This window comes from Streptomyces sp. NPDC055749 (genome assembly GCF_053617235.1).
The window spans coordinates 93,937-116,199 of sequence record NZ_JBSHFH010000008.1 but is presented as its reverse complement, the minus strand read 5'-3'; the positions used below and the strand labels follow the sequence as shown (position 1 = coordinate 116,199).

Genomic DNA, 22,263 nt, shown 5'->3' with positions numbered 1-22,263 from the left:
CAACGTGCGCTCCGACTCTTCGAGGGACCTCTGAAGCCTGGCAGCTTCCTCTCGGACGCCAGCGCTCCAATCCTTGACGGGACCGCTGGACCTGACGAAGTCGGCCAGCGCACTCCGCTCCCTGTAAACCGATACCTGAAGAACTACGAGAGCATCCGACACCTGCATGGCGACATCCTGACACGCGACAGAACGACAGCCCCGCCCGTCCCTCGATCAGGCAACCCGGCGAACCTATGCGGTCACTGCACTAGGTGCTTTCCTCGTGCGGGTTGGCTCCCGCTGCGAGGAGGAGCGCCGCTGTTTCTGGATAGGGTCCGCTGATCGCCCAGTTGAGAGGAGAGCGGCCCGAGCCGTGGTCTTCGTGGAGGTCCGGGTCTGCGCCGTGAGCCAGCAGCTCGCGCACCACTTCGGCATGCCCCCAGCATGCAGCTGCGCACAGGGGCGTGCCTTCCGCGCCGTATCCACTTTCAGTGTTGGGCGAGGCGCCGGCTGCCAAGAGCAGGCGGGCAACCTCGGTGGCTCCTTGCACGGATGCCGCGTACAAAGGGGTGGTGCCCTCAACGTTCGCTGCCTCTGGGTGGGCTCCAGCTCGTAGAAGCGCTTTGACCCTCGAGGTGTCACCCCACGTGGCAGCCACGACGAGGTGTTTGGAGAGCCTTTTCCGCCGACGCTGGTTCACGAGTGTTGAGGTTACCTGCCCGACATGCGGTGGCGCGGTCATAGCCCTTCGTTGAAGGCGGCCACCAGCACAAGCAACCGGCGCCGGCGACCTCTTGATCCCGTCGCTTAGCGACCGAGTGAGGCGGGTCAGCAACTCTGTCACAGCATCACGGGCTACGTGTCGCGTGTCAGAGCGACCATAGCGTCCAGGCCCCGGCGGTATGGGCACTCCGATGCGGGCACGTCGAGCAGCGACGGACCGCGTCCGCTATGTGTTCCCAGGAGACTCGCAGGTCCTCAGCGGACACCTGATCAGCAGGTACTCCGAAGACGACGCTGGGTGGCCAAGCAGGCGCCCGCGTCACCCGAGCACCCAGGGCCCGGCGCTCCTTCACCGCTTAGCCATGCGATCCGGTGGCGCTCGGCACTCAGAACGGCTGCATCCGCAGCGGGTGCGCACTTGGCATACCGGGTGGCGCCCGCACTACGAAAGACGGAGGCGCCTGACTCACCTGAGGTGTCAGGCAACCGGTCGCCCCCCAAAACCGAGCAGCGTCGGCGAAACGGCTTGCGGTCCCGAGTGATCGCTCATAGGGGCAACTCCAGCCAGCCCGGCATTCCCAACTCGGGGTCGTAGGATCAGCGCCTCTGCCACGGCACCGGCGTGCGGCGGCATTGCGTGATGCGCACGAAAATGGCCTAGGACCTTCCATCAGATTCGTCTGTGAGATCGTCGTGCCCATGATCGAGTCCTGGGTGATCGGCGACGGCAGCACTGTGCACGTGCTGATGGAGACCCTTCGGGCGAGGATCAGCGGAGGACAACTCGACACATGGCTGACCAGTTCGTCCGGCCGCAGGTTGGCCTTCGTGACCAACTCCCAGCGCGCAATGCTGGTGTTGATGGATGGTGAAGGAGATGCCGGTCGGCATGCCGTCGACCCTGGAGCCGAGGGATCGAGCGACGGCTTCGTTCTCTCCAACGGGCAGAACGACGAATACCTGGATGTGGACACCGTGCCACTCGAGGAAGCGTTCAGGATCGTCAACCACATCGTCAGCAGGGGGTCCTGGCCTGCGGACGCGCACTGCGTGGTCGATCGGTGACCGAGCTTGGGTGCTGTAGTGGATGGTCGCAGCGCCATGCTTGTCGTCGTCGTACGCGCTCGCGATCAGATCGGCCTCCGTGCCGTCCTCGCCCAGACCGGAGACTACCCGGACTGTGAGGAGGCGCTCGGCCGCGCCTACGCAGTGACCGGCCTCGGCTTGGCCGACGAGAAGGACGAGAAGTCCGTCGTCCAGAGTCGGTTCGCCATCACCGCACTTCAGCTGTTGCGCGTCGACCTCACACTCGCCATCGCCGAACCACTTCCGCGCACAACCGGCTGGGCTGGTAGAGCAAGGAGGGTGTGGGGCGATCGGGATCGTGAAGTGGTCATGCCGTGGCCTTCAATTCGGCGACCCGGGCGAGTAGTTCGTCGTGGCCGATGGATTCGGCCCGCGTGGCCGGGACAGTGCAGGCATGGGCTCCGGCGATCGCGCCGTAGAGGGCGCACCGCCGGGGCGGCTCGCCGGTCAGGTGGCCGAAGAGGAAACCAGCCGCGAAGGCGTCTCCGGCACCGTTGGAGTCCACGACCGGCCCGGGGGGCGTGACGGCCGGAATGTGGATCAGGTTCCCCTCGTGGAGCAAATACGATCCTTCGGCTCCTGCCGTTGCGACGACTACGTCGGCCCGGCCGCGCTCCACGACCTGCCGCATGGTCCGTTCCGTGTCCGCCAGGGCTGTGGTGGACAGGAAGACGATGTCCGCCCCGTACGCGAAGGGCTCGTGGTAAGCGTTGACGCCGTCCCAGTTGTGCAGGTCGGTCGAGACCGTCACGCCGGACTCCCGCAGCTCGGGGAGGGCGAAAGCGCAGGGGTACGTGATGGAGACATGGGCGTGGCGGCTCGACGTTGCCAACGCCCGGACCGTTGCCGGGGGCAGCCGGTCTTCCTCACGGGAGCGGCTGGCGTCGTACAGAGACAGTCGCCGTCCGTCGGGGCCGACAAGATTGACAGCCCTCTTGGTTCCACCGGGCAGAGGGACCTCGGTCAGCGCGATGCCCCGTTCGCGATGCAGCGCGCGGACCAGATCTCCCGCATCGTCGTCGCCGATCATGTCGAAGTGATGGGTCCGCAGGCCCAGCGCGCTCACTCCCAGGGCGACGAAGTCCCCGGTCTGGCCCGCCCTTGTCTCGATTCCGGGCCGCACCATGTAGCTGTCTGCGTAGGGCAGCGGCAGCTCTGGAACGTACACGATCGTATCCACGCCTGCGCCTCCCAGGACGAGGACGTCGGTCTCGATGCTCATGGGTGTACCTCTCGAACGAGGGCCAGGAGGCATGGTCGCCGCCATGCGGTCAATGGAACGGGCCGTCACCTGTGTCTACCGGCAGGTGAGTCAAGCAGGCCGTCATCACCTTGGCAATAATTTGCAGATCTTTGCCGAAATTTCTTGCGAACCATTCGCGTGCGACATCTCGGATCGTCGGCTACGTGCACCCCGTCGCAGAGTGAGTCCCGGGCGCCCAGGTGGTCGGACTGCCGCCCTGCGCGCGTTACCCGGGCGCTCGATGGTCCGCGTGCAGGGACCCTGCTCTCACTGGCTGCGCAGGGGGGCGCGGGGGGCGTGGAAAGGCGGCTGGCGGCCGGGCCCCTCCCCCATGGTCGTGCCCGTTGCCCGACGGGCCGCACTCGGCGCCGCACGGACCACACGCCCGGCAGCGTGACTGCAATGTTCAAGTACCGCTCAGGCGTGAGAACTTCGTCTGGAGCAGCTCAGTGAAGATTCCGATGGGGTCGTCCCAACCACTGTCCACCCAATCGCCGTTGACGTTGGCGGTGACCATGTGTACGCCGTCGCGGTCGCCGTAGGTATAGGACCAGGAACCGAAGAGCGCGCCCCCCATGCCCCAGACCGTTTCCTGGCAGGGGAGCGTCACTGAGGAGACGCCGAGGCCGTAGGCGGCGTTGGAAATCCAGCCGTGGGTCGGCACCGTGGTGAACATGTCGCGCTGCTGACTCGGTGGCAGTATCCGGCCACCCAGCAGAGCGCCGAAGAAGTGGTTGAGGTCGTCTGCGGTGGAAATCATGCCGCCGGCCGCCCAGAACATGGCGGAGTCGAACTCGGTGGCGTCATGGATCGGGGCGCCGGGGTCGGTCCGGAACAGCTTCGTATAGTGCCGGGAGTGCGGCCCGTGGATCGTCGGGTCGCTGCCGTGCGGCAGGTACGTCCCGGTCAGGCCGAGCGGGCGGGTGATCCGCTCGGCGATCTCGTCGGCAAGCGCCCGGCCGGTGACCCGTTCGACGATCATGCCTGCGACGACGTAGTTGGTGTTGGAGTAGGCCCAGCCCGAACCTGGCGCGAAGGTGGCCGGATGGGCCGTGGCGATCTGCACCAGCAACTCGGGGGCGTGGGTCGCGTGACGGTTCAGTGCTTCCTGGTCGTCGGTGTAGTTGAAGATGCCGCTGGTGTGGTTGAGCAGCATCCGGATGGACACGCTCGTGGCATCGTGGTCGTGGTCGTGGTCGTGGCCGTGGAGTACGCCGGGCAACCACTGTTCCACTGCGTTGTCCAGACCCAGCCGGCCTTCGGCCGCCAGTTGCAGCACCACAGTGGCCACGAATGTCTTGCTGATGCTGCCGATGCGGAACCGGTGATCAGGTGAGCGCTTGCGGCCGGTTGCTGTATCGGCCACCCCTGCCGTGCCGAAGCACCGCCGATCACCGTCGCAGATCCCGGCAAGGATGCCGGGAAGGCCACCTTGGGTGACGGCCTCGTCGAGTACGCGCTGCATCTCCGGGTGGCCGTCGGCCAGTGCGATCGGCGCTGATGCAGACATGGCACCCGCCGCCCTGGCCTGCGCGGCGCCCTGCCGGACGGCGTCTGTGTGAGCTGCGCGTGGGTGCATGTGGATCTCTCCTTGTCGGTGGGGAGCCGCACTCGGCCTCGCGACGCTGATCTTGTCGGCCATATCCGGTGGACAGTCGTCTCCGATGGTCAGTCGTCTGGTCCGTCGTCCTCGTCGCTGAGTGTCTGCCGCACGCGGTCCACCAGTTCGGCCCGATCCACGTCAGCCAGGGCCAGAGCGCGTGGCACGGCGCCGACCTGAGCCTGCAGAATGCCGAGCAGCACGTGCGCGGGCCGCAGCTCCTTCTTGCGGACGGAGGCGAAGCTCCGTTCCAGCGCGAGCTTGGCGGACGCGCCCATCTTGGGCTGCTCGGAAACATAGCTCGGCGGGGGGAGGTCATAGGTCGCCGGAGACACTCCGACCAGGCGCAGGTTGCGCTCGAACTCCCGGTCCAGCGCGGCACGGGCAGCGTTGCGATCGAGCCCGGCCGAGGTCAGGATCCGATACGGGACAGCCCCCCGCTCGGCGGCGACCGACAACAGGAGATGGTGGGCTTCGATCGTCGCCGATCCATCATCGCGGGCTTCGTGTGCCGCCCGCACGATGACCGCGTGCAGGTACTTGTCAAACGCGTTCATCGCCGCGCCTCCTCAGCTTGACTCCGGAGGCGATGAGCCTCTTGGCATGCTTCTTGTGGACGGCTTGGCGCGTGACACCGAGCGCCTCGGCTACCTGCGGCCAGCTCCAGCCCACCCGCATGGCCTGCTCGACTGCGGCGTCCTCCAGTTGATCAGCAAGGCGCCGCAACGCCACGACGGCCGCCAGGGCGTCGGCGGACTCTTGGGGAACCGAGCTCTCAGGAACAGGCATGCAAGCAACCATAGTTGACTAATGGAGATAGTCAACCATGGTTGCTAATCATTACGGCAGGGCTGACGTTGCCGGGTGTGCGTGATCGTGGGCCGGAGGAGCGGCCAGGGCAGTCGCTCACGAGAGGTGGGACGCAAGGTGTACAGCAGCGGGAGCGGAAGCCGGTCAGTCCTTGCCCGCCGACTGCCAGGTCAGCCCCCAGCCGTATTCGATATCCACAGCCTGCTGCTTGAAGACGCCCGGCGGCAGCAACAGGTACTTCGCCTCGCGCCTGACGATCAGTTCCCCACCCACGTTCTCGATCAGTGCGATCGCAGCGACCGGCGACGGAACAGTGCACTCGTCCAGGCGCATCTCGATCGGCGGTCCGGTGGGCGGATACAGCGTGGCGACCCCGTGCAGACCGGCGAAGCTGGACGCCCCGGCGTAGATGACCACGAACACCAGGATGCGCTTGATCTCGGCCGAGTGATCAAGATTGATCATGAGGTTCTCACCGGCCTCGCTCGCGCCGGTCCTGTCGTCCTGGTCCAGCTGGACGTACGGCGCCTGATCGAACGAGCCGAACTGGTTGTTGATGGGGTGAACGATCCCCGTCGCTCCGTTCTGCAACTCCCACAGACACGAGAGGTCGAGGTCGACATCCTCCAGCCGGACGGCTTCCTTCCCCTTCTTCATCCAACCGCGCGGCGGCTTGGGGGCGCTCCACGAGAGATTGACTCGCATGCCTCCTGAGGTGGCCCCCTGCTTGGTCAGCGACACCGCAGGCGCCGCCTTCGTCAGCGTGATCTTCGACAGCTGCACCGGTTGGACATGTGCGGGCCGCGGGGACTGCGGCGCAGGGGCAGGTGGCGGGGACTGCGGTGCAGGTGCTGCCTGTTGAACCGGTGAAGGCGCGGCGGGCTCGTCGACTGTGATGCCGAAATCCGTGGCGAGCCCGGCCAGGCCGGAGGCGTATCCCTGGCCGACCGCCCGAAACTTCCAAGCACCGTTGCGCCGATACAGCTCCCCGAGCACGAACGCCGTCTCCGAGGTGGCACCCGTGGCGTCGAATCGCGCCGTCTCGGCGCCGCTCTCCGCGTCCAGCACACGCACGAAGAGGCCGGGGACCTGGCCGAACGTACCGTCGGTGGAAGCCGCAACCACCACGGTCCCGATCTCCTGCTCCACCGCGGGCAGCGCCACCGTGATCGTCTCAAGGACGCCCGTACCGTCCTGGCGCCTGCCCTCGTGGCGCACAGCACCACTGCCGTGCACAGGCTGGTTGTAGAACACGAAGTCGTCGTCCGACCGCACCTTGCCCGCCGCCGTCAGCAGCAGTGCCGATACGTCGACATCAGGTGCTCCGGAACCTCCCTGCCAACCCAGCTCCACCCGCACCCTGGCACTGACCACCGGTACGTTGGCACCCTTTTGCAGCGACATGTGGATCCCCCTTCCGCAGCCATCCCTTCCCCCGCAGCGTACGAGGTTTTGGCATGTCCCCTCCCCGAAAGCAGGGAATAGGAGAGACGTCCCTGAGCACGGCCGGCTCGGCCAGAATTCGGCGCTCGAAGGCCCGTTGGCGGGGCCCACCGGAGCAGCGCGAGGCTGTCAGTGCTCATCCATAGGATCAGCGGCATGCCTGATGCCTTCACCGTCTTGTGGACCCATGACACGTGCCGCGCCCTGCGCAAGGCAGGTCGCGTGGGCGAACAACCGCCCGTTGCCTTCAGCGGGATCCATTCCTCCCTGCCCACCTGGTCGGGTGCCCGTGTTGGGGACGAGGTGTACGCCCTTCACGTCAACCAGCGCGCGGTGTTCGTCGTGAGCCGGATGCGGGTGACCGGCATGGAGCGGCGTGACTGCTGCGGCGCAGCCCCCGCAACGTGGCAGGAACCAGCGTTTCCGGGGCACGGCGACTGGTCGATGCTCGGTGCCGACGGCTGCGGGGCCACGGCCGTACACGTGGACGCGACGCCCGTACGCTTCGACATGCCGATACCCGGCGAGCTTCTGGAGCGGCTTACCTGGCGTAACCGCCGAGACCGGACCCGCGGCCTGAAGTACGTGGTGGATGGGCGTCTGGAGCGCTCGGTCAGCCTCCAGGGGTTCTACCGCCTGACCTCCGAGTCGGCAGCCGAGTTGGCGGAAGTCGCCTGCGGAACCGTCGGTTCAGTCGCTTCCGCGCCCCTTCCCACCCCGAGTTCCCAGCCTGCGCATCAGCAGGGAGCGGGATCGTGACGTCGATCAGGGCCGGTGAGCCCGGTGCAGCACGATTGACCCTATGGTTCATATCGCGTTGTTCCACTCCGTTCTCGGCCTGCGCCCCGTCGAACTCCTCGCCGCCGAGCGCCTGCGTGGCGCCGGGCATGAGGTCGTCACCCCTGACCTCTTCCGCGGCGAGACCGCCTCCACTCTCGACGAGGGGTTCCGGCTGGTCGACCGGATCGGCTGGGCGGCGGTGGTCGAGCACGCTCGCCAGGCCCTCCGGGGTATGCCGGACGAGACCGTGCTCGTCGGTGTGTCCATGGGGACGGGCGTCGTCGCCGATCTCTGGCCCGAACGTCCTGCTACACGGGGCGTACTTCTCCTGCACGCCGTTGCCGAGCTTCCCGCATCCGCTCGCCCCGGTCTCAGGGTGCAGTTGCACGCCGCGGAGCCGGATGCCTTCGCGCCGCCCGAGCGCGTTCTCGCCCTCTGCCGGGCTGCACGGGAGTCCGGTGTCGATCTGGAGGTCTTCCGCTACCCGGGCGCCGGGCACTTCTACATCGACCACGACCTGCCCGACCACGACCCTGCCGCGGCCGAACTGACCTGGCGCCGGGTGCTGGACTTCCTCCGCCAGGCCGAGCTCAGCTGCTGACGTCGCTGGTACGTCCGGACGGGCGGCCCTCCGCGTGGTCGATCAGTCCCAGTCGGACGGGGGCTGGTCGACTCTGCCTCCCCTGTGCGGCCATCGCACGTATTTCTCGGCGCCAGGGGGAAGCGCGGCCGTACAGCACGAAGCGCTTGACCGCCGTCAGCTTGGCAATGCTCGTCGGCAAGGTGATGACCTGCCGACGTTCCTGGGCGCTGAGTGCAACCAGTGGTCGGAACTCCTCCCGTCCGTCGTCCGCGGCCTCGTCGATCAGCTCCAGCAGACGCTGCCATCCGGCGGCCGAGGTGTCCTGACGTTCGCTGTGGAAGCCGACACGGGCTCGCGGATGCGACTTGGCCTGGTCAAAGCACGTGCACACCTCGCGGTGGGAGTCGCGTCCCCCGGGTGCCGTGTTCGATGCGTCGCCCCACCGGTTCACGAATAGTCTTGGTTCTCCCTCGTCCACCATGGCGCAAAGATACGAATCTTGATCTGTTCCGGCCCAGCGGTTAATTGGGTGGGGCGGGTCATCGGCGGATCAGCCGGGCGTGAGTGGCGGCTGCGGAGCTGATCCGCTCCGCGACCTGGTAGCCGTCGATCCCGTCGCCGAGGCTGTCCAGCAGGCGTTCCCCGCTGCCGGCGAGGACCGGGACGATGGCCAGGTGCAGCTCGCCGACCAGCCCGGCGCGCACGTACTGCTGGATGGTGGCCGGGCCACCGGCGAAACGCACGTCCTTCACGTCGTGGTGGTACGGCGGGTTGTCGCCCCACCAGCCGGATCACGAGCGTTCCCAACGCCCCGGAGTCATTCGGGCTTCCGCGCCAGAAGGGTGGCGACCGTCCTCGTCGCTCCTTCGGCAGGCTCCTCCACCAGTTGTGCAGTGGTGACGAGTCCGGCCCGGTCCAAAAGACGGGCCAGCCGATCAGTTGGTACCAGGTGGGACTCGTAGGACACCGCATGGCCGCCGTACGCCTGCGTCGGACGCAGATGCTCATCGTTTCCCACGTGGCCTGCCAGCATCAGATGGCCGCCCGGCGCCAGCGTGCGATGGAATTCGGCGAACACGACCGGCAGCAATTCCGGCGGTGTGTGGTGGGCGGAGTAGTAGGCCAGGATCCCGCCGAGCTCGTTGTCCCCTATCGCCAGCTCGGTCATCGACCCCACCGTGAAGTTGAGGCTCGGATACGCCTGCCGAGCCAACTCGATCATCTTCGGGGACAGGTCGATGCCGAATGCCGGCACCCCTAGCTCTGCCAGATGTGCCGTGATCTTGCCGGGGCCGCAGCCCAGATCCGCGACCGGACCTCGCCCCGTCGCCTGCACGACTTCGGCGAACGCGGCCAGCATCGCGCGTGACAACGGATCCAGCTCCGCCGGCTTCTTGACGAGTTGCGCATAATCGGCGGCGACCGTGTCGTACGACTCCCGGACCGCGGCCAGGTAGGAGGGCTCAGTCACACGGGCGACTCTAGATGAGGGCGCTGACAGCCAGTTGTCGGTCTTGGCACAGTGCGGGGTCAGTAGCGGCGTCGGCGAGCGCGGTCGAACGGAATCGTCCCAGTCGGGACAGCCGACCGTCGTCGGGCATCCGGCGTCCGGCATCCGCTCACTGCTCGTGAGGTGAGCCGAGGCAGGGGCGGTGAGCTGCCTTGTGACAGTTCCCGAGGCGAGGCGAATCCCCGGGTCACGCCAGGGTGACGTGCATCCCGCACGCGGCCCAGGAACATCGGGCCCGTCGGCGAACAGTCGTACGGTCCGCCGAGGTAGCCGCCCGGCCCCTTCACCGCTCCCGGACGCGGTCCGCTAGGCCCCGTGCTGTCTGGTGCCAAAGGCTGCCCAGTCGTTGGAAGTCCCCGGCGGTCCGGCTAGCCATCGCTCCCGTAGAGGCCGTGCGTAGTCGGGGCCGTCATGAAGGTCGAGTCGTCCAGCTCCAGGTCGATCAGATCCCCGCCGAGCGCGCACGGACGCCGACCGCTGACAGCGGCCCACAGCTGACACTCGGCCAGCGGACTACGCAATGGCGTCCCGTATCGCGCAGGACGGCGTTGCTCGGGATCCAGCGCCCGCCGGGGGACCCGTCGCCAGTCGCCTCCGCTGCGGAGTCCTCGTCCCGCGCAGATCGGATTCCCTTACGTGCCACGGCTTGCCGGCGACCACGCCCCGCGGTCCTCAACCAAGCTTGATGCCGGCGGCCACCGGAAGGTGGTCGCTGCCGGTGGCGGGCAAGGTCCGGATGTCGGTGACGATCGCCGAGCGGGTCATGATGTGGTCGATCCTGGAAACGGGGAAGGCCGTCGGCCAGCTGAACTCGAAGTCCTCTGCCTGCACGTTCATTTGCGAGGTGACCGGGGTCAGTCCGCGATCGTCCGCCGTGCTGTTGAAGTCGCCGAGCAGGATCACCTTGTCCAGCTTCTCGGCAGAGATGGCCGTGCCGAGCAGACCGGCGCTCTCGTCGCGCCAACCGGAGTCGAAGCCGCTCAGCCGGAGACGTACCGAGGGCAGGTGGGCGACGTAGACGGCGATCTCGCCCCACGGCGTATGCGCCCTGGATCGCAGCCCACGGCTCCAGCCCTCCTCGATCCCCTTGGGCTTGATGTCCAGCAACCGCACGTCCGTCAACGGGTACTGCGACCAGAGGCCGACGGTGCCTTCGACTGCGTGGTACGGATAGTCGGCTGCCAGGGCCTTCTCGTACAGCGGCAGGGCGGAAGGCGTCAGCTCCTCCAGGGCGATGAGTTCCGGCGCGGCCTTGATCAGCGCTTCCGCAGTACCGACGGGAGCGGTGTTCTCGTCACTGACGTTGTGCTGGATCGCTGTGATGTCGTGTGCATCGCGGTCTCCCGGGAGGAGCGACCCGCCGAAGAGGCTCGCCCAGACGACTGCGGGGAGCAGCAGGGCCACGAGCGCGGTGGCCGAGTGGCGCAGCAGGGCCAGGACGAGCAGCGCCGGGACGGCCAGGCCGAGCCAGGGCAGAAACGCCTCAAGCAAGCTGCCCAGGTGGCCTACGGTGTTGGGCACGGCGGAGTGGAAGGCCGTCAGGGCTGCGCTCGACACGGCCAGCGATGCGAGGACGCGGCCGCGCGCCCAGGACGACCGGCCCCTGGCATCGTCGCCCCACCGCGAGCGCCACCGCCGCAGGCCCTTGGCGCTCTTGTCCCACCCCGCGAGCCACCGCCACGGCCGTCGGCCTACGTGACTCAGCCACCGTCGCGGCGCGGCAGTCTTCGATGCCGACACCACCCTGCTGTTCGCCCGCTTCACCATGTGCCTCCCACCCGCCTGCCTCGGACGTGTCCTCGGCCTGCGGCCATGAGTACGACGTGCCTCGTACGACGCACCGCTCACTGATCAGGTTCCGGCCCGGGAGCCTGGTGTTACCGCAGGTGGAAATACGGAGAGCTGTCCGGGAGCAGTGGTCCCCCGCCAGTTGATCACACCGGGGGTTAGCCCTACCTGGAGTGGGCGGGCAGCACGATCGCCCCCGGCACCGCACCCAGACAGGCTGGTGGTGCCCAGCACAAACCGCTGGTTTCCCAACGATTCCCCAGGAGTTGGCTCGTGCGTGAGCAGGCATTGCAGAGGTTCCGTTCTCCTCGGCGACAAGGCAGCAGTCGAAGCAGAGCTGTGTCGGTCGCGGCCGCCTTGGCCGTCGGCGTGATGACGACGGGTGCCCTGGCGCCGCCCGCGGCCCTTGCCGCCGCCAAGCCGGATACCGTCCAGCAGGGCCTGAACACGCTGGTGCACGCCGATGGCCTGCCGGCCGCGCTGGCCGGCATCAAGGGCCGCGACGGCCGCGCCCGTACCTACACCGCAGGGGTCGGCGACCTGGCCACCGGCTCCATGGTGCCCAAGGACGGTCAGATTCGGATCGGCAGCAACACCAAGACATTCACCGCGGTGGTCGTGCTGCAACTGGTCGGGGAGGGGAAGGTCGAACTCGACGCCGCCGTCGACACCTATCTGCCGGGCCTCGTACATGGAGAGGGGATCGACGGACGCCGCATCACCGTCCGTCAGCTCCTGCAGCACACCAGCGGACTTCCCAACTACACCAACTACCTCGGCGACAATGTCCGTTACTTCGACCCCCGCGAACTTCTCGGCCTCGCGCTCCAGCACAAGGCCGACTTCGCTCCCGGGACGAACTGGGCGTACAGCAACACGAACTACGTGCTGGCCGGTCTGATCGTTCAGAAGGTCACCGGCCGTCCCCTCGCCGAGGAGATGGACCAGCGCATCATCAGACGCATCGGGCTGCGCCACACCTATTTCCCCGCGCCCGCGGACGTAACCATCCGAGAGCCCCATCCCAAGGGCTACTACCAGGATTCGGCAGGCGCGCCGCTACGCGACGTCACGGAGATGGATCCCTCCTGGGCGTGGGCGGCAGGTCAGATGGTCTCCACCAACTCCGACCTCAACCGCTTCTTCACCGCGCTCCTCGCGGGCCGCCTCCTCCCGGCGGCGCAGCTCGCCCAGATGCGCACCACCGTCTCCGCCGGATATCCCTTCGGCTCCGGCGCCCGCTACGGCCTGGGGCTCGTGAGCACACCACTGTCGTGCGGCGGTGTCTACTGGGGCCACGGCGGCAGCTTCCCTGGTTACGAGACCCGGGGCGGCGTCACCGGCGACGGCCGGGCCGCCAACGTCGCGGTGACCATCCAGCCGACCGATCCAGCAGCCATGAAACATGTCGAGAGTGTCGTGGACACGGCCCTGTGCCGCTGATCCGCACCTCGACTTCGTCGGGGTCCGCGATGAACGCGTCGCGACCGATGGGTCCGCCTGGCGCGACCGCGCCGATCTTGCGGGGCGGGATTCGTGACTCGGAGCGACGCGGCACCGCGTGCTGCCGCATGCGAAGAGGAAGAGGTTGTCCGTCAACAGCGGACGACTCGTGGAAAGAGGAGTACCCACTCCTTTCCACTCTCAACATATAGCGCATGGGGGGCCTTGCGGCAAGGCCCCCGTGATGCCGCAGAATCGTCGGCCCAGGCCGGAACCGACGGAAACGGGAGTGCGAAGAAGTGCGTGTGTTGTTGTCGACGTATGGGTCGCGCGGAGACGTCGAACCGCTGGTGGGGCTCGCGTTGCGGTTGCGGGAACTCGGCGTGGAGGTGCGGGTGTGCGCGCCGCCGGACGAGGACTTCGCGCAGCGGTTGGCCGGTGCCGGCGTGCCGATGGTGCCGGTCGGCCGGTCGGCGCGCGCGCTGACGACCGGGGTGCAGCGGCCGTCATCCCTGCCCCAGCGCGCGGCCGAGTTGATCGCCGACCAGTTCGGCACGGTCACCGCGGCGGCCGAGGGATGCGATGCGCTGGTGGCTACCGGCGTGATCCCGGCCGCGGCAGGCGCGCGGTCGGTGGCCGAGAAGCTGGGCATCCCCTCCGTGTCCGTGACCTTCCAGCAGCTCACTTTGCCGTCGCCGCACCATCCGCCGCTGGCGTATCCGGGCCGGCCGTTCCCTCCGGGGGTGACCGACAACCAGGTGCTGTGGGACCTGGACGCCGAGAGCATCGATGCGCTGTTCGGTGAGGCGCTCAATACGAACCGGGCGTCGGTGGGTCTGCCCCCGGTGGACCACGTTCGCGACTACGTCATCGGCGACCGGCCATGGCTGGCCACGGACCCGGTCCTGGACCCCTGGCAGCGGACGGCGGACCTCGACGTCGTACAGACCGGGGCGTGGATCCTGCCCGACGTCAACCCGCTCCCGGCCGACCTGATGGCGTTCCTGGACGCCGGTGCACCGCCGGTGTACGTGGGCTTCGGCAGCATGCCCATGCACGCGTCGACGGACGTGGCCCAGGTGCCGATCGAGGCGGTGCGCGCGCAGGGCCGCCGCACGGTCGTCGCCCGCGGCTGGGCGGAACTGGCTCCGATCGACGACCAGGACGACTGCTTCGTCGTCGGCGAGGTCAACCAGCAGGCACTGTTCGGCCGGGTGGCCGCCGTCGTGCACCACGGCGGCGCGGGCACCACGACGACGGCCACCCGGGCCGGTGCACCCCAGGTGGTCGTACCTCAGAGTGTGGACCAGCCGTACTGGGCCCGCCGGGTGGCCGATCTTGGCATCGGTGCGGCGCACGACGGCCCGACTCCGACCGTCGAGTCCCTCTCGTCCGCGCTCAGGACGGCCCTGGCCCCCGAGACCCGCGCACGAGCGACCGCCGTGGCGGGGACGGTCCGCGCCGACGGGGCGATGGTGGCCGCGAAGCTGCTGTTCGACATGATCAGCAGAACAACGGCCACCGTGTCCGCATCCGGGACCGGGACACGGACCGGGACCGCTTCGGACGAGCGTTGGCCTTCGTAGCAACGACGTTCGTGTCCCTCGTCGTCCAAACGCTTTGTGCACGTCACCAAATAATTTTGCAAGCGACCTCAAATCGGAGCTGATGAGTGACCCCCCTGACCACCGACGCGTTCGACCTTCCCGAGCGTCTCTCCCCCAAGGCCGCCCCGATGCTGATCGCCGGTGACGAGCAGCACTTCGCGGCCATCGCGGAGTGCCTCGAGCAGTCGATCGCCGAACTGTCCGACCGCCTCGATGCCGAGCTCAAGTCGCCCGGCGGCCTCGGCCAACAGGCGATGGACCGGGACATGGAGGTCCACCGGCTGACCGCTCGCCTGCGCGCGCTGCGTCGGTTCGGTCTGGATCTGTGCCTCGGGCACATGGTCGGCGAGGACACCCCCGAGCCCGTGTACGTCGGGCGGCTGGGCCTGACGGACAGCTCGGGTCGTCGGCTGCTGCTCGACTGGCGCTCCCCCGCGGCCGAGCCGTTCTTCGGGGCCACTCACGGCAACCCGATGGGTCTGGCAAGCCGCCGCAGGTACCGGTGGACCCGCGGCCGGATCAGCGACTACTGGGACGAGGTGTTCACCTCGGACGGGTTTGCCGGGCACGCCGCGCTCGATGACCAGTCCGCCTTCATCGCCAGCCTGGGCAGCAACCGGTCGCCACGGATGCGAGACGTGCTCGGCACCATCCAGGCCGACCAGGACGCCATCATCCGCGCGGGATCACGCGGCGCTCTCGTCGTCGACGGCGGTCCGGGCACGGGGAAGACCGTCGTCGCTCTGCACCGCTCCGCGTACCTCCTCTACTCCGACCCCCGCCTCGGTCAGCGCCGCGGCGGCGTGTTGTTCGTCGGTCCGCACCAGCCCTACCTGGGTTACGTCGCCGATGTCCTCCCCAGCCTCGGAGAGGACAGCGTGCAGACCTGCACGCTGCGGGACCTCGTACCCGAGGGAGCCGCAGCAGTGGTCGAGGCCGACCCTGCCGTGGCCCGCCTGAAGTCGTCGGCGAACCTGGTGCAGGCCGTCGAGACGGCCGTCACGTTCTACGAGGAGCCGCCCACCAAGGGGATGACGATCACGACCCAGTGGTCCGACATCTGGCTGAGCGCCGACGACTGGGCCGTGGCGTTCGAATCAGCGGGACCCGGTGCGCCGCACAACGAGGCGCGCGACCAGGTCTGGGAGGAACTGCTCACGATCCTCGTGGACAAGTACGACGGCGACGGCTCGGTCGACCTGCTCCGCAAGTCGCTGCTCCAGGACAGGGAGCTGCTCGCGGCCTTCGACCGCGCGTGGCCGCTGCTCGAAGCGGCCGACGTCGTCGGAGACCTGTGGTCGGTACCCGCCTACCTGCGGAAGTGCGCTCCGTGGCTCAGCCGCGACGAGGTCAAGCAGTTGCAGCGCGGGGACGCCCATGCCTGGACGGTGTCCGACCTGCCGGTCCTGGACGCGGCACGGCAGCGGGTCGGCGACCCGGAGGCGTCGCTGCGCAGGCGTCGGCACAACGCCTCCGTCGCCGCAGAACGCGAGCACATGGCGCACGTCATCGACTCCCTGCTCGAAGCCGATGCCGACGGTGAGGGTGCGGTGACGATGCTGCACGGAAAGGATCTGCGGGACACCCTGGCCGACGGGACGGCACCGCCCGGCGCCGAACCTGACGTGCTCGCCGGCCCGTTCGCGCACGTCGTCGTGGACGAGGCTCAGGAACTGACGGACGCGGAATGGCAGATGCTGCTGCTCCGATGCCCGTCCCGGAGCTTCACCATCGTCGGGGACCGCGCCCAGGCCCGGCACGGGTTCACGGAGTCGTGGCAGGAACGGCTCGAACGGGTCGGGCTCGACCGGATCAGCCTGGCCTCCCTGAGCATCAACTACCGGACGCCGGAAGAGATCATGACGGAAGCCGAGCCGGTCATCCGGGCCGTGCTCCCGGACGCCAACGTGCCGACGTCCATCCGCAGCAGCGGTGTCCCCGTCGTACACGGATCCGCTTCGGATCTGAACTCGGTCCTCGACACCTGGCTCGCCTCGCATGCCGACGGGATCGCCTGCGTCATCGGCGACCCCACGTTCCGGACGACGTCCCGCGTGCGGTCGCTGACCCCGGAGCTGTCGAAGGGGCTGGAATTCGACCTGGTCGTCCTCATCGACCCGGAGTCGTTCGGCAAGGGCATCGAAGGAGCGGTCGACCACTACGTCGCGATGACCCGAGCGACCCAGCAACTCGTCATCCTCACGAGCTCCTGACACCTGCCTGACGAGCCCGGGCCCTCGGCATTCCTGGACGCAGGCGCGCCGAGGGCCGAGGGCTGAGGAGCGCCTACTCGGGCAGCGGGCGGTCGTCGATGACGTTCTTCATCACGAGGGTGGAGGTCGGTGGTGGCGACGCGCAGGAGGTAGTCGGGTTCACCGAAGTGGCGCTGGGCCTGGATGACGTTCGGAATGGCGGTCACGGCCTCTTCGAAGGCCGTGAAGGTGTCGCGGTCCTCCCAGCGCAGGGTGGCGAAGACCAGGGCCTCGAAGTTCAGCCCGACGGCGGCCGGGTCGACGACGGCGCGATAGCCGCGGATCGCGCCCGCGCGTTCGAGATCGCGCAGGCGTCGGTGGCAGAGCGTGACGCTCAGCTTCACACGAGCCGCCAGGTCGGTGACGGTCAGACGGCCGTCCAACTGCAGCTCGCGCGCGGACTGGGCGTACGCGATCTCGGCAGGGCTGCGGGACCGGCCGGTCGTCCCGGCGGTCGCCGGGCTGATAGCCGGGTACGCGGGATACACACTGCTCGCCGTCGCCGACCTGGTGGTGATCGTCGCGAGCTCGCCGACCGTACTCACCGCTCTGACCGTCGCCGGCGCCGCCTACCTGATGTGGCTCGGCCTGGGTGTGCTGTCGCGGCCGGTGATCCTGGGCGCGTCGACGGAGGCGATGCCCTCCTCCCGGTCCGCCACTCGCGGGCAGATCATGCTCAAAGGCGCCGGAATCAGCTGCCGCAACCCCAAGGCACTGCTGCTGCACTTCTCGCTGTTCCCGCAGTTCATCGACTCTGCGGGCGGCCGGCCGGTCTCCGCGCAGACGGGGCTGCTCGGCATGCTTCACATGACGGCCTGCACCATGGTCTGCCTCTCCGTCGGCGTGCTCGCCCGCACCCTGCTCAGGACCCGGCCTTCGGCGGCCCTGGCGGTCACGCGTACCTCCGGTGCCATGATGATCGTCAACGGCGGCTTCCTGCTGGCGGAACGCCTGACCGGCTGACGAACCCGCCCCCACCCTGTCCACCGACCGCGATGTCCGTAGAGGGAGAGCACGTGGAAGACCAGACGCACCACGAACAGGCCACCCCCGAGGTGCGAAAGCGCATCCAGGACAGCTTCGACCGGCAAGGGCTGATGAGCCACCTCGGTGCACGGATCACCCACATCGGACCCGGACGTGTGCACATCGAGCTCCCGAGCCGCCCCGAAGTCACCCAGCAGCACGGCTACTTCCACGCCGGCGCGACAAGCGCCGTCGCGGACAGCGCCGGCGGGTACGCGGCGTACACGCTGTTCCCCGAGAACGCCGAGGTACTCACCGTCGAGTACAAGATCAACCTGCTGGCTCCTGCCGTCGGCGACCACATCGAGGCGGTCGGCACCGTCCTGAAGTCCGGACGCACCCTGACCGTGTGCCGGCTGGAGGTGTTCGGCGTCCAGGACGGCCGACGGGAGCTCGTCGCCAATGGCCAGCAGACGCTGATCCGCATGACTCGGCCGGAGCAGTAACCCCGCAGCCGACGTCTCGGTTGCTGTCGCACTCCTGGTTGACCGGGTGGCAATCTCCTTGACCTCGACTTCGGTTGAGGTCGTAGCGTCAGATCAGTTGATCGCTGCGGGATGACAGGAGACGACCTCATGATCCTCGTGACCGGGGCCACCGGAAATATAGGCAGTGCCCTTGTGAGAGAGCTCCAGGCGGTGGGGGCGGGACCGTTGAGGGGGCTGACTCGGGACACCGCGCAGGCCGTGTTCCCGGAGGGCGTCGAAGCCGTACAGGGCGACCTCACTCGGCCGGAATCGCTGAAGCCCGCGCTGGACGGGGTGCGTTCGCTGTTCCTCGTGTCACGCATGGGACCGGACGCCGACATCCTGGAGGCCGCCGGGCGGGCCGGGGTGGAACATGTGGTGCTGGTGTCGTCCATCACCGTCCAGACCCATCCGCACCTGAGTCCTGCGGGCGAGAACCTGGCCGTCGAGCGCCTGGTCAAGGACAGCGGCATGGCATGGACGATCCTGCGGCCGACGCAGTTCGCCTCGAACGCGTTGTGGTGGGCGGGCGCGATCCACGAGCACGAAGCGGTCCGGTTGCCGTACGCGGACATCGGCCTTCCTACGATCCACCCTGCGGACATCGCATCGGTTGCCCGGGCGGCGCTGACCGAGCCCGGACACCGCGGCCGGACGTACGCGTTGACCGGTCCGGAGAGGGTCACCGCCCGGCAGCAGGTCGAGGCCATCGGGGCAGCACTGGGACGGAGTCTGCCGGTCGCGGATATCAGCCGGCAGGAGGCCCACCGTCAGCTGATCGACGTCCTGGGCGCCGAAGCCGCCGACGCGGTGCTGGACCTCACGGGCGGCGACATCAACGACGAACTGCTCATGGTGCGGGACACCGTTTCGCAGATCACCGGCGCCTCGGGCAGGACGTTCCACCAGTGGGCCGAGGAGAACGCCGCCGCCTTCCGCTGAGACGTCACTTCGGCGTGGAGGTGGGCCGTGCATGCGCTTCAGCGACGGTGACAGGGGGCCTGCTCGCTGACCGCTGAACGACAAAATCGGTTCCGTTCTGTCGCGTCCGCGGCAATGATCCTCGGGGGTTTCTCGACAGCGAAGGCAGGCGAGCGTGGACGGTCTGTACCCGAGGTTGATTCTTCTGTGTGGTCTGCCAGGGGCGGGAAAGACCACATTGGCGAAGAGGCTCGCCAGGACACTGCCGGCCGTGCGCCTCTGCCCCGACGAATGGCTCTCCGACCTGGGATTCGATCTGTTCGATGGCCCGGCCCGCGACCGAGTCGAGCGCCGGCTCTGGGCGCATGCTCAGGATCTGCTGGTGGCGGGGGCGACAGTGATTCTGGAGAACGGATTCTGGGACCGTGCGGAACGGGATGAGAAGCGGCTGCGCGCCCGTGAGCTCGGTGCCGCTGTGGAGCTGCGCTATCTCGCCGTTCCCACCGCTGAACTCAATCGCCGCATCACCCTGCGTAACAAGAGGCCAGGGTCCGTGCCCCTCACTCCCGAGTTGCTCACGGAGTACGAAGCACAGTTCGAAGCTCCCACCGCGTCCGAGCTCGACCTGTTCGATCGGCCTGTCGCACCTCCGCGCTGACGGTTGAGACGGTCTCTCCTCAAGTCCTCCTCACCACAGCGAGCAGTGCGTACGGGGGTGGGGCTCCAGCGCCGGCCTGGCGGGCCGCTTGCATGCGTGCGCGAGTATGGCGTGCTTGCAATAGCCCGCGTAAGCAACTATTGTCGACGCTTGTAAAGAGCTCCCGCACTTATAAGGATCGACGTCATGCCCCTAGCACTCCTGGCCCTCGCCATCGGGGCCTTCGGGATCGGGACCACCGAGTTCGTGATCATGGGGTTGCTGCCCGAGGTCGCGGGTGACTTCGGCGTCTCCGTCCCCGTCGCCGGGTATCTCGTCACGGGCTATGCCCTCGGCGTCATGTTCGGTGCTCCTCTCATGACCGTCATCGGCACCAGGATCACGCGCAAGCGGATGCTGATGCTGCTGATGGGCCTGTTCGTCGTCGGCAACGTGCTGTCCGCCGTCGCTCCCTCGTTCACAGTGATGCTCGTCGGCCGGGTGGTCGCCTCCCTGGCGCACGGGGCCTTCTTCGGCATCGGGTCCGTCGTCGCGGCGGAACTGGTGGCCCCGGAGAAGAAGGCCGGCGCCATCGCGACGATGTTCACCGGCCTGACCGTCGCCAACGTCGTCGGGGTTCCGCTGGGCACCTTCGTGGGGCAGAGCGCCGGCTGGCGTGTCACGTTCCTCTTCGTGGCGGCGCTGGGACTGGTCGGTCTGGCCGGGATCGCCAAGCTGGTGCCCGACCTGCCCAAGCCCGAGGGCGTACGGCTGCGCCATGAGCTGAGCGCGTTCAAGAACGTGCAGGTCCTGCTCGCCATGGCGATGACCGTTCTCGGTTTCGGTGGCGTGTTCGCCGCCATCACCTACATCGCCCCGATGATGACGCACGTCACCGGTTACGCCGACTCCTCGGTGACCTGGCTGTTGGTGCTGTTCGGTCTGGGCATGGTCGCCGGGAACCTGATCGGCGGGAAGTTCGCCGACCGCAAGCTCATGCCGATGCTCTACGCGGCGCTCGGCGGCCTGGCCCTCGTGCTGGCCCTGTTCACTCTCGGCGCTCACGACAAGGCAGCCGCGGCCGTGGCCGTGTTCCTGATCGGCGCCCTGGGCTTCGCCACCGTACCGCCGCTGCAGAAGCGGGTCCTGGACCACGCACACGGCGCCCCCACCCTGGCTTCGGCCGTCAACATCGGCGCCTTCAACGCCGGCAACGCGCTGGCAGCCTGGCTCGGCGGCCTCGTCATCAGTGGCGGGCTCGGCTACACCTCCCCCAACTGGGTCGGCGCACTCCTGGCCGCCTCCGCCCTGGCCCTCGCCCTCCTGTCCAGCTCCCTGGAGAAGCGGGCGGCGCAACGCTCGCCGTCCACCGGTCGGGCCACCGCGGACAGGCAGCCTGTCGCCGCCCTCTGAGTTGCGACGCGAAGGGTTCCGCCGGACGGCAGGGAGGTCCGAGGGTCCGTCGGGAACTTCTTCTTCATCTGCATCGGCTTCATCGCCACCCCCACAAGGAGACACACCATGACCGCCATCCCCCACATCACTCTCAACAACGGCGTCGAGATGCCGCAGCTGGGCTTCGGTGTCTTCCAGGTCCCCGACGAGGAGACCACCGCCGCCGTGAGCACCGCGCTCGCGGCCGGCTACCGCAGCATCGACACCGCTGCGATCTACGGCAACGAGCGCGGTGTCGGCCGCGCCATCGCCGACTCCGGAATCAGCCGGGACGAGCTGTTCGTCACCACCAAGCTGTGGAACGCCGACCAGGGCTACGACAGTGCTCTTGCGGCATTCGACGCCTCGCTGGACAAGCTCGGTCTCGACCACGTCGATCTGTATCTGATCCACTGGCCCACCCCGGCACGCGACCTGTACACCGACAGCTGGCGCGCCCTCGAGAAGCTGCTGGCCGACGGGCGCGCCCGTGCGATCGGCGTCTCCAACTTCCAGCCGGCCCACCTCCAGCGCCTGCTGGACAGCACCGGCACCGTACCGGCCGTCAACCAGGTCGAGTTGCACCCGGGGCTGCAGCAGAAGGAACTGCGCGCCTTCCACGCCCAGCACGGCATTGTCACCGAGGCATGGAGCCCGCTCGCGCAGGGCGCGCTGCTCAAGGACGAGGCGATCACGTCCATCGCCGCCCGTCACGGCGTGACACCCGCGCAGGTGGTGCTGCGCTGGCACCTGCAGATCGGCAACGTGGTCATTCCCAAGTCCGTCACCCCGCAGCGCATCCGCCAGAACCTCGACGTCTTCGGCTTCGAACTCACGGATGCCGACATCGAGGCCATCACCTCGCTGGACAGCGGCATGCGCACCGGACCGGACCCCGACACCCTCAACTAGTCACCGCCGCCGGCTC

22 protein-coding genes and 2 pseudogenes are annotated in these 22,263 nt (G+C 68.1%); 12 read left to right on the top strand and 12 right to left on the bottom strand.

Going from position 1 to position 22,263, the window contains the following annotated elements:
- Positions 1 to 250: 250 nt before the first annotated feature.
- Positions 251 to 682 (bottom strand): ankyrin repeat domain-containing protein, encoded by a 432-nt coding sequence (locus ACWGO0_RS08475; RefSeq protein WP_453530239.1) that lies wholly within the window; start codon positions 680 to 682, stop codon positions 251 to 253.
- A 105-nt stretch (positions 683 to 787) separates the two neighbouring features.
- A pseudogene (locus ACWGO0_RS08470) lies at positions 788 to 1,255 on the bottom strand (APH(3'') family aminoglycoside O-phosphotransferase); the annotation flags it as partial.
- 149 nt (positions 1,256 to 1,404) lie between these two features.
- Between ACWGO0_RS08470 and ACWGO0_RS08465 the strand changes: the two are divergent.
- Positions 1,405 to 1,770 (top strand): hypothetical protein, encoded by a 366-nt coding sequence (locus tag ACWGO0_RS08465; protein WP_453530001.1) that lies wholly within the window; start codon positions 1,405 to 1,407, stop codon positions 1,768 to 1,770.
- Between the two features lie 328 nt (positions 1,771 to 2,098).
- Here the strand turns inward: ACWGO0_RS08465 and ACWGO0_RS08460 are convergent, their stop codons facing one another.
- The 5 genes from ACWGO0_RS08460 to ACWGO0_RS08440 form a co-directional block, all read right to left on the bottom strand.
- Positions 2,099 to 3,013 (bottom strand): adenosine kinase, encoded by a 915-nt coding sequence (locus ACWGO0_RS08460; RefSeq protein ID WP_453529998.1) that lies wholly within the window; start codon positions 3,011 to 3,013, stop codon positions 2,099 to 2,101.
- Positions 3,014 to 3,440: 427 nt separating this feature from the next.
- Positions 3,441 to 4,613, bottom strand: a complete 1,173-nt coding sequence (locus ACWGO0_RS08455) for a serine hydrolase domain-containing protein (protein WP_453529995.1) — start codon at positions 4,611 to 4,613, stop codon at positions 3,441 to 3,443.
- An 89-nt stretch (positions 4,614 to 4,702) separates the two neighbouring features.
- On the bottom strand, positions 4,703 to 5,191 hold the full coding sequence (locus ACWGO0_RS08450; protein WP_453529992.1) for a Clp protease N-terminal domain-containing protein: 489 nt from the start codon (positions 5,189 to 5,191) through the stop codon (positions 4,703 to 4,705).
- On the bottom strand, positions 5,178 to 5,423 hold the full coding sequence (locus ACWGO0_RS08445) for a hypothetical protein (protein WP_453529989.1): 246 nt from the start codon (positions 5,421 to 5,423) through the stop codon (positions 5,178 to 5,180). Before ACWGO0_RS08445 ends, ACWGO0_RS08450 begins: the two co-directional genes overlap by 14 nt.
- Positions 5,424 to 5,588: 165 nt before the next feature.
- A complete protein-coding gene (locus ACWGO0_RS08440) occupies positions 5,589 to 6,848 on the bottom strand; it encodes a TerD family protein (RefSeq protein ID WP_453529986.1) in 1,260 nt (419 codons plus the stop codon).
- A 195-nt stretch (positions 6,849 to 7,043) separates the two neighbouring features.
- On the opposite strand from ACWGO0_RS08440, the gene ACWGO0_RS08435 reads away from it, so the two are divergent.
- Positions 7,044 to 7,646, top strand: coding sequence for a hypothetical protein (locus ACWGO0_RS08435; protein ID WP_453529983.1), 603 nt, complete (start codon positions 7,044 to 7,046; stop codon positions 7,644 to 7,646).
- A gap of 43 nt (positions 7,647 to 7,689) precedes the next feature.
- Positions 7,690 to 8,268, top strand: a complete 579-nt coding sequence (locus ACWGO0_RS08430) for a dienelactone hydrolase family protein (RefSeq protein ID WP_453529980.1) — start codon at positions 7,690 to 7,692, stop codon at positions 8,266 to 8,268.
- Here ACWGO0_RS08430 and ACWGO0_RS08425 read toward each other — a convergent pair.
- From ACWGO0_RS08425 to ACWGO0_RS08410, 4 genes are all read right to left on the bottom strand, one after another.
- Positions 8,258 to 8,731: a hypothetical protein gene (locus ACWGO0_RS08425; RefSeq protein WP_453529977.1), complete on the bottom strand. Its 474-nt coding sequence runs from the start codon at positions 8,729 to 8,731 to the stop codon at positions 8,258 to 8,260. The two genes, ACWGO0_RS08430 and ACWGO0_RS08425, sit on opposite strands and share 11 nt — an antisense overlap.
- A gap of 58 nt (positions 8,732 to 8,789) precedes the next feature.
- On the bottom strand, positions 8,790 to 9,002 hold the full coding sequence (locus tag ACWGO0_RS08420) for a dihydrofolate reductase family protein (protein ID WP_453529974.1): 213 nt from the start codon (positions 9,000 to 9,002) through the stop codon (positions 8,790 to 8,792).
- 65 nt (positions 9,003 to 9,067) lie between these two features.
- Positions 9,068 to 9,721, bottom strand: coding sequence for a class I SAM-dependent methyltransferase (locus ACWGO0_RS08415; protein WP_453529971.1), 654 nt, complete (start codon positions 9,719 to 9,721; stop codon positions 9,068 to 9,070).
- Between the two features lie 711 nt (positions 9,722 to 10,432).
- Positions 10,433 to 11,323, bottom strand: a complete 891-nt coding sequence (locus ACWGO0_RS08410; RefSeq protein WP_453530237.1) for an endonuclease/exonuclease/phosphatase family protein — start codon at positions 11,321 to 11,323, stop codon at positions 10,433 to 10,435.
- Positions 11,324 to 11,887: 564 nt separating this feature from the next.
- Here ACWGO0_RS08410 and ACWGO0_RS08405 point away from each other — a divergent pair.
- The 3 genes from ACWGO0_RS08405 (at position 11,888) to helR (ending at position 16,811) form a co-directional block, all read left to right on the top strand.
- Positions 11,888 to 12,991 carry a serine hydrolase domain-containing protein gene (locus tag ACWGO0_RS08405; protein ID WP_453529969.1) on the top strand — a complete coding sequence of 368 codons (1,104 nt, stop codon included), beginning with the start codon at positions 11,888 to 11,890 and terminating at the stop codon, positions 12,989 to 12,991.
- 299 nt (positions 12,992 to 13,290) lie between these two features.
- The gene (locus ACWGO0_RS08400) at positions 13,291 to 14,577 is read left to right on the top strand and encodes a glycosyltransferase (protein WP_453529966.1); all 1,287 of its coding nucleotides are present in this window, start codon (positions 13,291 to 13,293) and stop codon (positions 14,575 to 14,577) included.
- 86 nt (positions 14,578 to 14,663) lie between these two features.
- Positions 14,664 to 16,811: an RNA polymerase recycling motor ATPase HelR gene (gene helR, locus ACWGO0_RS08395; RefSeq protein ID WP_453529963.1), complete on the top strand. Its 2,148-nt coding sequence runs from the start codon at positions 14,664 to 14,666 to the stop codon at positions 16,809 to 16,811.
- Between the two features lie 73 nt (positions 16,812 to 16,884).
- On the opposite strand, the pseudogene ACWGO0_RS08390 reads toward helR, so the two are convergent.
- A pseudogene (locus ACWGO0_RS08390) lies at positions 16,885 to 17,266 on the bottom strand (Lrp/AsnC family transcriptional regulator).
- Between ACWGO0_RS08390 and ACWGO0_RS08385 the strand changes: the two are divergent.
- The 6 genes from ACWGO0_RS08385 (at position 17,178) to ACWGO0_RS08360 (ending at position 22,247) form a co-directional block, all read left to right on the top strand.
- On the top strand, positions 17,178 to 17,813 hold the full coding sequence (locus ACWGO0_RS08385) for a LysE family translocator (protein WP_453529960.1): 636 nt from the start codon (positions 17,178 to 17,180) through the stop codon (positions 17,811 to 17,813). The pseudogene ACWGO0_RS08390 and the gene ACWGO0_RS08385 sit on opposite strands and share 89 nt — an antisense overlap.
- Positions 17,814 to 17,866: 53 nt before the next feature.
- Entirely contained in the window at positions 17,867 to 18,322 is a 456-nt protein-coding gene (locus tag ACWGO0_RS08380; RefSeq protein WP_453529957.1) for a PaaI family thioesterase, read from the top strand.
- Between the two features lie 129 nt (positions 18,323 to 18,451).
- Complete coding sequence (locus ACWGO0_RS08375; protein ID WP_453529954.1) at positions 18,452 to 19,285, top strand: SDR family oxidoreductase; 834 nt, start codon at positions 18,452 to 18,454, stop codon at positions 19,283 to 19,285.
- A 154-nt stretch (positions 19,286 to 19,439) separates the two neighbouring features.
- Positions 19,440 to 19,922: an AAA family ATPase gene (locus tag ACWGO0_RS08370; RefSeq protein WP_453529951.1), complete on the top strand. Its 483-nt coding sequence runs from the start codon at positions 19,440 to 19,442 to the stop codon at positions 19,920 to 19,922.
- 186 nt (positions 19,923 to 20,108) lie between these two features.
- The gene (locus tag ACWGO0_RS08365) at positions 20,109 to 21,314 is read left to right on the top strand and encodes an MFS transporter (protein ID WP_453529948.1); all 1,206 of its coding nucleotides are present in this window, start codon (positions 20,109 to 20,111) and stop codon (positions 21,312 to 21,314) included.
- Positions 21,315 to 21,422: 108 nt separating this feature from the next.
- Positions 21,423 to 22,247: an aldo/keto reductase gene (locus ACWGO0_RS08360; protein ID WP_453529945.1), complete on the top strand. Its 825-nt coding sequence runs from the start codon at positions 21,423 to 21,425 to the stop codon at positions 22,245 to 22,247.
- The last annotated feature ends 16 nt before the right edge of the window (positions 22,248 to 22,263 follow it).

Bases quoted from the DNA above. Each gene is read 5' to 3' on its own strand.
- ACWGO0_RS08375 (WP_453529954.1), top strand. From the start codon at position 18,452: ATGATCCTCGTGACCGGGGCCACCGGAAATATAGGCAGTGCCCTTGTG.
- ACWGO0_RS08460 (WP_453529998.1), bottom strand. From the start codon at position 3,013: ATGAGCATCGAGACCGACGTCCTCGTCCTGGGAGGCGCAGGCGTGGAT.
- ACWGO0_RS08440 (WP_453529986.1), bottom strand. From the start codon at position 6,848: ATGTCGCTGCAAAAGGGTGCCAACGTACCGGTGGTCAGTGCCAGGGTG.
- ACWGO0_RS08450 (WP_453529992.1), bottom strand. From the start codon at position 5,191: ATGAACGCGTTTGACAAGTACCTGCACGCGGTCATCGTGCGGGCGGCA.
- ACWGO0_RS08430 (WP_453529980.1), top strand. From the start codon at position 7,690: ATGGTTCATATCGCGTTGTTCCACTCCGTTCTCGGCCTGCGCCCCGTC.
- ACWGO0_RS08455 (WP_453529995.1), bottom strand. From the start codon at position 4,613: ATGCACCCACGCGCAGCTCACACAGACGCCGTCCGGCAGGGCGCCGCG.
- ACWGO0_RS08465 (WP_453530001.1), top strand. From the start codon at position 1,405: ATGATCGAGTCCTGGGTGATCGGCGACGGCAGCACTGTGCACGTGCTG.
- ACWGO0_RS08365 (WP_453529948.1), top strand. From the start codon at position 20,109: ATGCCCCTAGCACTCCTGGCCCTCGCCATCGGGGCCTTCGGGATCGGG.
- ACWGO0_RS08360 (WP_453529945.1), top strand. From the start codon at position 21,423: ATGACCGCCATCCCCCACATCACTCTCAACAACGGCGTCGAGATGCCG.
- ACWGO0_RS08445 (WP_453529989.1), bottom strand. From the start codon at position 5,423: ATGCCTGTTCCTGAGAGCTCGGTTCCCCAAGAGTCCGCCGACGCCCTG.
- ACWGO0_RS08435 (WP_453529983.1), top strand. From the start codon at position 7,044: ATGCCTGATGCCTTCACCGTCTTGTGGACCCATGACACGTGCCGCGCC.
- ACWGO0_RS08425 (WP_453529977.1), bottom strand. From the start codon at position 8,731: ATGGTGGACGAGGGAGAACCAAGACTATTCGTGAACCGGTGGGGCGAC.